The sequence below is a fragment of the Sandaracinobacteroides sp. genome, assembly GCF_057137845.1.
Map to the genome: position 1 here is coordinate 1 of NZ_DBNHFX010000126.1, position 6,038 is coordinate 6,038.

A 6,038-nucleotide genomic window follows, 5' to 3' on the forward strand; every position below is an offset into this window, starting at 1 on the left:
GTCACGTCGGCGACAGGGGCGCCATCGGCGGCAGCAAGAAGCATGTCCACCGCGTGCGGATGCGTCCAGAAGAGGGGGGCCGCACCGAGATTGACCTGAACTTCGAGCAGCCTGCCCAGCTTTCCCGAGTGGGCGAGGGTGAGGGCAGCCTGAAAGGGAGGCAGCCGCCTTCGTATTGCCCCAAGTGTCAGGCGGGTTTCCGCGCTGCCGAGCGCATCCGAGATCTGCACCAGTTCCTGCATGCTGTTGCACAAGTGCTTTTCGACGTGCAGTGCGCGCGCTCCATGCCGGATCGCGTCGAGGATCAGCGCCGCGCGGCCTGGCGTGCGTGTGGCGATTGCCACGAGATCCGGGCGAACCGAAGCCAGCAACGCATGCCCATCGGCAAAGGCGGTTCCGGCACCATGGTGTCGGGCCGCACGTTCGGCTGCCTCACGGTCGCTGTCGGCGACGGCGACGAGCCTCAGCCGTGGATGGGCAGCGATCGCTTCGGCATGGGCGAGCGGAAACCAGCAGGCCGGGGCCTGCGCGCGGACGGCCGGGCTGGTGAAGGCCCCCATGCGGCCGCACCCGACGACGGCGGCTGTATAGGTCATGCCCATTGCAACAGGGTCGTCAGGTGTGCGGGCTGGCGCAAAAGCAGGCCGGCATAGGCGTCGGCCAGTTGTGTAGCAGGCATGGAGTGCGCCGTGAACGGAGAAGCGTCGATCGTGCCGTTGGCGAGGAGCTCGAGCAGGAACGCGAGGTTGTCGCGTTCGTTCCAGCGTGCGAACCCGCGTGGATCCGGAAGTTCCACAGACATGCCGACGGACCGGATGCAAAGCTGCTTCTGGTAGAAATGTTCGGGCGCCAGCGGATTGGCAACCGGGGCGGGAAGGTTTCTGCCGGGGAACCCTAGCACGGCTATGGTGCCCCGTTTGCAGGTGGCGGCAAGTGCTGTTTGCCAGTCCTCCCAACTGTTCGTCGTCGAGATCACGACATCGGCGCCACCGGCCAGCCAGTCCGGTCCGTCTGCCACGGTGCCGCGCCCCCCAGTCCAGCAGGCGCCCGCTCGCAGCGCCAAGTCGCCAAGGGATGACTGATCGCTGATTGCCGCAACGCGGGCACCGGCCAGCGCTGCCATGGTGACTGCCGTTTGCCCCAATGCGCCAAGCCCCAGCACCAGCACGCGGCTTCCGGCCCTGACGCCGGATTCGAGCACTGCATTGTAGCCCAAGTGAAACAGGTAGCTGATCGACGCCTGCTCGCTGCTCAGGCCTGAGGGGATGACGGCAAGCACTTCATCATCGGCCAGCAGCATGGCATCGCGATGCGAGGTGAAGGAAAGCACGCGATCACCCGGCTGTGCGCGGGTGACACCGGAGCCGGATGCGACGACTTCCGCGACATGGCAGTATCCCGAAACCCGGGGGTAAACAGGGCCGGGGCGCAGCGGCGGGGCGCCCGTCCAGGCGGCAAGTTCCGTGCCGGGCGAAATAGCGCTGACAATGGCGCGGCACAGGTGCTGGCCTTCACCCGCAGGCGATAGTGCCTGACGCCGCCATGCAAGCTGGCCCGGACCGTCGAGCCATGCGACGTTGGCTTCCGACGGCACGTTCATACCGGATAGCCCCGGCCGATCAGGATATAGCGGTCTCCACGGTCGCGTTCGAGATCATCGTTGACGATGAAACCGGCATTCACCGGCTCGCCCGGTTCCTTGTCGGCGTGGCTGCTCCAGCCGCAGAACTCCCACTTGCCGGGGGCGATCTTGCGCCACCAGCGCGGGTTGCGATGCTGGTCCATCAGAAAGTCCAGCCCGCGCCGGTCGATGCCCAGCCATTCGCAGAAACGTTCGTCATAGCGCGCCGGCTGCTGTTCGTGGTGTCGCACCAGCGCCAGCGCCTGATTCCGCGTCAGCCGCCCGTGGCGGATTTCGCGGCAGGCATGATCCGTCACCTTCGAGTATCCGTGCCGGTAGAGCTTCAGCACGTCGTGCAGGTTCATGTAGTTGAAGCAGTCGACATGGTCGTAGGTATCGAACGTGCGATCGAAGCGGCATGTGCGATAGTCGTGTTGTTCGATCATCTGCTCGTGCTGGGCTTTGGGATCCCAGCGCACGAAATTGCCAAGATAGATGCCCCTGACGCCAACGGTGTCGAGCGCCTTGTCGTCGGGGTAGCGCCATGGTTCCATGTCGGCCTCTGTCAGCACATCGAACAGCGACGGAAGATCGGAAGCCTCGTGCCTCAGAAGGTCGTGATCCTTCCGATAGCGGCGCGACATTTCGACTTCCTGTTCATGGCTGAACATGCCCACCTGTTCGAGACCCTGATGCGCCCCCCAGATGATCAGCGGCACGCCCGTGCGCACCGCCGTCTGCACCGGCCACACGGTCTGGCCGGCAAGAACATGCCAATAGAGGCTGCCGAACATCCGCAACGACGTGCGGGTCACGCGGCGCACGGTCTCGGGGTTCACCGTCAGTTGCCGGATGTCGACATTGAACCGGATGCGCAGGTTGGCAAGATTGCGAATGCCGAGCGGCGAATTATAGTGCCGGTTATAGCTGACGACGAGCGGGTTCAGCCCAAGCCTTTCCTTCACCAGATGCAGGATGAAATGGCTGTCCTGCCCACCACTTACCGGAACGATGCAGTCGTAATTCTGGCCCGACGGAGAGCGGTAGGGCTGAACCAGTTGCTCCAGCCGGCGCCAGCGTGCGTCCCAGTCGAGCCGGTCTTTTTCCTCGTGGATACGGCAGCCCGAACAGATGCCGTCGTCGTCGATCACGAGACCCAGCGGGTGACTGTCGTGGTAGAGGCAGCGCTTGCAGATTTTATGGGCCGCGCTCACGCCGGAACCTCCAGCCCGCTGAAAGACGCCTGTCGCAGAGGCATTCCGGGCAGCCGGCGCTTCATGTGCTGGATGGCATGCTCGTTCCAGCTCAGTGGATTGCCGATGGCAATTGCGGCGATGTCGTCACGTTCCAGCAGACGCCGGGCCATGGCCGGGTCGCCCAGCCCGCCGAAGGCGATCTTCGGAATGGCGGCAAGGGGAAAGAGTTCGATGATCTGCGGGTCGAAACTGCCCATATGCCCCTCGTGTTGCCAGTCCACCGCCAGCACTTCCGAAATCCGCCCCCCCGCCAGCAGGTCGAGGACGGCCGGAGTCAACACACTGTCGGTGTGTTTGCGATAATCCCGCCACATGATCCGCCCGGATTCGACCGACAGCGGAAGCGATGCGATCACAGCCTGCGCCCCAAGGCTTTCGGCAATGGCGTCGATTTCTCCGGGGCCATCCCGCAGCAGTGAATCGATGCTCAGGCGGTCGGCTCCGCGTTTCACGGCGGCCACAGCGTCGGCAACGTTTCGAATGCCGCCGCCATATACCAGCGGCGTCGATAGGCCGATCCGGTTGATGCGTTCCAGAAGATCGAGATCAGGGCCATTATTTCCCCGGTCGATCACCTGCAGGATAATCTCGTCGGCGCCCCAGCGGTCGTAGTTCTGCGCGATGACGGCTGCATCGCCCATCGGAAGCCAGCGGCCGTATCCGAACGACTGCACGGCGATCCCGCGACGGACGACGATGGCGGCAGCCAGGCGTTTGCGGATCATGCGACGTCTCCACCGGTCAGCCCATCGACGACCGAGCGAAGCAGCGCACGCCCGGCTTCCTGGCTCTTTTCAGGGTGAAACTGCAGGCCGATCACCTGATCGCGGCGGATGGCCGCCGTCAGCACCGAACCGTGCCGGGCGCTGGCGAGGCGGTATTCGTCAGGCACGTGAACGGCAAAGCTGTGGTTGAAATAGAAGGCGTCGCCATCGCTGCCACGCGCAACCGGGTCGGGCTTTTCCACCTCCAGCCGGTTCCAGCCGATGTGCCAGCCGGCGCCCGGCAGAGGATCGACCTTGCCCGGAATCAGGCCGAGTCCGGCCGTTGTCCGGTATTCGCTCGATTCATCCACCAGCAATTGCATGCCAAGACAGATGCCCAGCAAAGGCCGCCCGGCCTTCACGGCCGTGCGCACATAGGTGTCGAGACCGGTCAGCGCGAGGGTTTCCATCGCAAGCGGGAAGGCGCCGACGCCAGGAAGGACGAGGAGATCGCACGCGTCGAGAATCTGCACGTCCGAGGTGATGCGGCAGCGATGGCCGATGCTGTGGAATGCCCGCTGCACCGACGAAAGATTTCCCGCGCCATAATCGATGACGCCGATGGTGCGCCGGTTCACAGCCCGACCCCCACCCGAAAGCGGCGGACGACGCTGCCGTCGGCGCGGACGTCGAACAGTTCGCGGTTGGCGGATGCGCGCACCCTGTCCCAGAAGTCGGTGACATGGATGCCGATATAGTCGCAGAATGCTGCAATATATTCCGGCGCACAGGCGTTATCATATTGTTCTACCAGCCCGATCGCTTCGTTGCGGGTCAGGCGTTGCAGGCGGATTTCCTCGTTCACATAGTCGGTCACGCGGCCGAATCCGAACTTGTAGTATTTGATCATCTGGTTCAGCGTCACCCAATCTTCATCTAGCGAAGTCACTCCTGCCAGATCGCCCGTGTTCTCTACGGTGTCGGTGCGGATGCGAATGCCGCTGGCGACGGCGTACATCCCATTGTTGACGAGTGACCAGTCGCCCAGAAACCAGCCGAGATAGACGATTTGCAGGCGGTGCTGCTCGAAGGCGTCGGGTGACGGATAGCGGTACGGAATAAGCTCGCGCGGATCAGCGCCGCTTTCCAGCATCCAGTCCAGCCCGCCACCCGAGAGGGTGTTCATGTAGCGCAGGTTGTTGCCATCATAGCCGGTGCGGCCCAGTGTTTTCAGGTCTCCGAGCTGGAGGCCGGGATTTTCACCCCACAGGATCAGGGAAATGCCATGCTCGATCGCAAGCTGCGGGACCGAGCTGAACAACGCCAGTTCTGTCGATCGCGCCCAGTTCGTGAACCTGTCGAAGCTGGCGCGCATCATCTGCCGCCATGTTCCGGGCGCAGGCGCCGACAGCACCAGATCGAAGCCCAGGCTGACGAGGTTCGACAGATTGTCGACGCCACGTTCGGTCACCTGTTCGGGCGGATAGCTGAGGCATGCGAGCAGTGGCTTCAGCCCCAGCCTGTCGCGGATCCACAACGCCTGACGCGTGCTGTCCTTTCCGCCGCTGACACCGATGATGCAGTCATAGACTTGTCCGGGGCGCTTTTCACGCTTTGCCAGCAGGTCTTCCAGAATCTCGTAACGCTCCTGCCAGTCCACATATTGCAGGCGTTCGAAATAATCGCAGGCAGGGCAGATTCCGGCGTCCGTGAATCGCGAGTTGGGGCGCGTGTCCGGTTGCAGGCAGCAGGGGCAGTATTTCATAGGTTTACAGCCTCGCTGATGTTCCTGAGGTGCTGGATTCCCTTGTGTGGCAGAACGCAAGGCGGTGCCCATGGTGGCAGGATCGACAGGGTTGTGCGGCCGGCGGCCAGGGCAATGGTCAGCGCAAAGCTGTTCAATCCGGCGACGTGGCTGGCAGCCGCGAGATCCGAGGCCAGCCCCGTTCCCCGTGACAGGGTAGGGTGGCGGTCGGCATTGTCGGCCATCCAGCGGTCGTAATGCCCCTCGGGATCGGAAGGATGTGGCCGCAGGCGCAAGGGCAGGTCGGCGGGCAGCCCGATCCGGTCCCAGTTGCTGATCAGATGGTCGAGCGCCTGAAAACACCCATCCTGTCTGCGGCCCCAGTCGTCGCGCGCTGGTTCCAGCACCAGCAGCAATCCATGCGGTTCATGGTCGAGGCGGCGCTCGGCTGCGGCGATCTCTGCCAGCGTGTTCTCGAGATAGAGGTTTGGCAACTGATGAACGGAAATGCCGGGAAACTGCGCGCGGGCAAGTTCAAGTGCATCCATGTCGGCGACGATCAGTTCGTCCGGAAACAGCGTTTCACCCTGCCGGGTGAAGCGGTCGTGGTAGTTCACCCAATGGTCGAGCACGGCAAAGCTGGGGATCGCGGCATCGGCTGCACGTTTCCGGGCCTGATGTTCGATGTCGCTTTGCCAGCCGGTGCCGCTGAC

7 protein-coding genes are annotated in these 6,038 nt (G+C 63.6%); all 7 read right to left on the reverse strand.

Features of this window, described 5'->3' with window-relative positions; genetic code table 11:
- Positions 1 to 596 (reverse strand): Gfo/Idh/MocA family protein (locus AC16JP_RS07120; protein ID WP_484339914.1); only part of this gene is annotated, 596 nt, incomplete at its 3' end.
- Complete coding sequence (locus tag AC16JP_RS07125) at positions 593 to 1,600, reverse strand: zinc-dependent alcohol dehydrogenase (RefSeq protein ID WP_484339915.1); 1,008 nt, start codon at positions 1,598 to 1,600, stop codon at positions 593 to 595. The genes AC16JP_RS07120 and AC16JP_RS07125, both read right to left, overlap by 4 nt.
- The gene (locus AC16JP_RS07130) at positions 1,597 to 2,835 is read right to left on the reverse strand and encodes an N-acetyl sugar amidotransferase (RefSeq protein ID WP_484339916.1); all 1,239 of its coding nucleotides are present in this window, start codon (positions 2,833 to 2,835) and stop codon (positions 1,597 to 1,599) included. The genes AC16JP_RS07125 and AC16JP_RS07130 overlap by 4 nt, the downstream gene beginning before the upstream one ends.
- Positions 2,832 to 3,602 carry a HisA/HisF-related TIM barrel protein gene (locus AC16JP_RS07135; protein WP_484339917.1) on the reverse strand — a complete coding sequence of 257 codons (771 nt, stop codon included), beginning with the start codon at positions 3,600 to 3,602 and terminating at the stop codon, positions 2,832 to 2,834. The genes AC16JP_RS07130 and AC16JP_RS07135 overlap by 4 nt, the downstream gene beginning before the upstream one ends.
- Positions 3,599 to 4,219 carry an imidazole glycerol phosphate synthase subunit HisH gene (gene hisH / locus AC16JP_RS07140; RefSeq protein WP_484339918.1) on the reverse strand — a complete coding sequence of 207 codons (621 nt, stop codon included), beginning with the start codon at positions 4,217 to 4,219 and terminating at the stop codon, positions 3,599 to 3,601. The genes AC16JP_RS07135 and hisH overlap by 4 nt, the downstream gene beginning before the upstream one ends.
- On the reverse strand, positions 4,216 to 5,346 hold the full coding sequence (locus tag AC16JP_RS07145; protein WP_484339919.1) for an N-acetyl sugar amidotransferase: 1,131 nt from the start codon (positions 5,344 to 5,346) through the stop codon (positions 4,216 to 4,218). The genes hisH and AC16JP_RS07145 overlap by 4 nt, the downstream gene beginning before the upstream one ends.
- A partial coding sequence (locus AC16JP_RS07150; protein WP_484339920.1) for a hypothetical protein occupies positions 5,343 to 6,038 on the reverse strand: 696 nt, incomplete at its 5' end. The genes AC16JP_RS07145 and AC16JP_RS07150, both read right to left, overlap by 4 nt.

What these genes read in the sequence shown, in the direction of transcription:
- AC16JP_RS07125 (WP_484339915.1), bottom strand. Translation starts at nt 1,600, where the DNA reads ATGAACGTGCCGTCGGAAGCCAACGTCGCATGGCTCGACGGTCCGGGC.
- AC16JP_RS07135 (WP_484339917.1), bottom strand. Translation starts at nt 3,602, where the DNA reads ATGATCCGCAAACGCCTGGCTGCCGCCATCGTCGTCCGTCGCGGGATC.
- AC16JP_RS07145 (WP_484339919.1), bottom strand. Translation starts at nt 5,346, where the DNA reads ATGAAATACTGCCCCTGCTGCCTGCAACCGGACACGCGCCCCAACTCG.